This is a genomic window from Synechococcus sp. R3-13, from assembly GCF_047462195.1.
Taxonomy (GTDB): Bacteria; Cyanobacteriota; Cyanobacteriia; order Thermostichales; family Thermostichaceae; genus Thermostichus.
In genome coordinates this window covers 1-552 of the sequence record NZ_JANSIO010000489.1, presented here as the reverse complement: position 1 = coordinate 552, position 552 = coordinate 1, and the positions used below count along the sequence as shown (strand labels likewise).

The following is a 552-nucleotide window of genomic DNA, read 5'->3' as shown; positions in this document are numbered from 1 at the left end:
GTCGTGGTTTTTATTACCATCTATTTCAACTGCTCGCCCTAGCGGGCCGGAGGCCTTGTTCCCTGCCGCTAGCACCCTAGTCGACAACGGTTCTAAGGCAGCCTCAGCTCTCCTCTGATCACCAGCACCGCTTGCCCAGCAATCTCCACCCGTGAGCCTCGATCTCGGCACCACAGCTCGCCCCCGCGGGCCGAGAGCTGGTGAGCCTTCAAATCAAGTCGGCCCAGGCGTTTGGCCCAATAGGGCATCAAAAAACACTGGGCGGATCCCGTCACCGGATCCTCCGGGATCCCCAGCCGAGGAGCGAAAACGCGGCAGACAAAATCCGGCCCATTCCCCAGAGCCGCCCCAGAGGCTGTGACGATCAACCCCGGAACGGGGAGCGCTTGAACCTGAACCAGATCCGGTTGCACCTGCTGCACCTGTCCCGCCGAAGCCAGCACCGCCACCCCCATACCCCCGCGGTACAGCTCCACAGGTGGGATCCCCAAAGCCGCTGCCACCTGCTCCTTGGCTTCTGGCCAAGGTTCCGGAGTTTGAGCAGGAAAATCC

The 552-nt window shown here is 62.3% G+C and carries 1 protein-coding gene; it reads right to left on the bottom strand.

The window, feature by feature from the left end:
- Nucleotides 1–92: 92 nt before the first annotated feature.
- A partial coding sequence (locus NW856_RS13500; RefSeq protein WP_414400672.1) for a PhzF family phenazine biosynthesis protein occupies nucleotides 93–552 on the bottom strand: 460 nt, incomplete at its 5' end.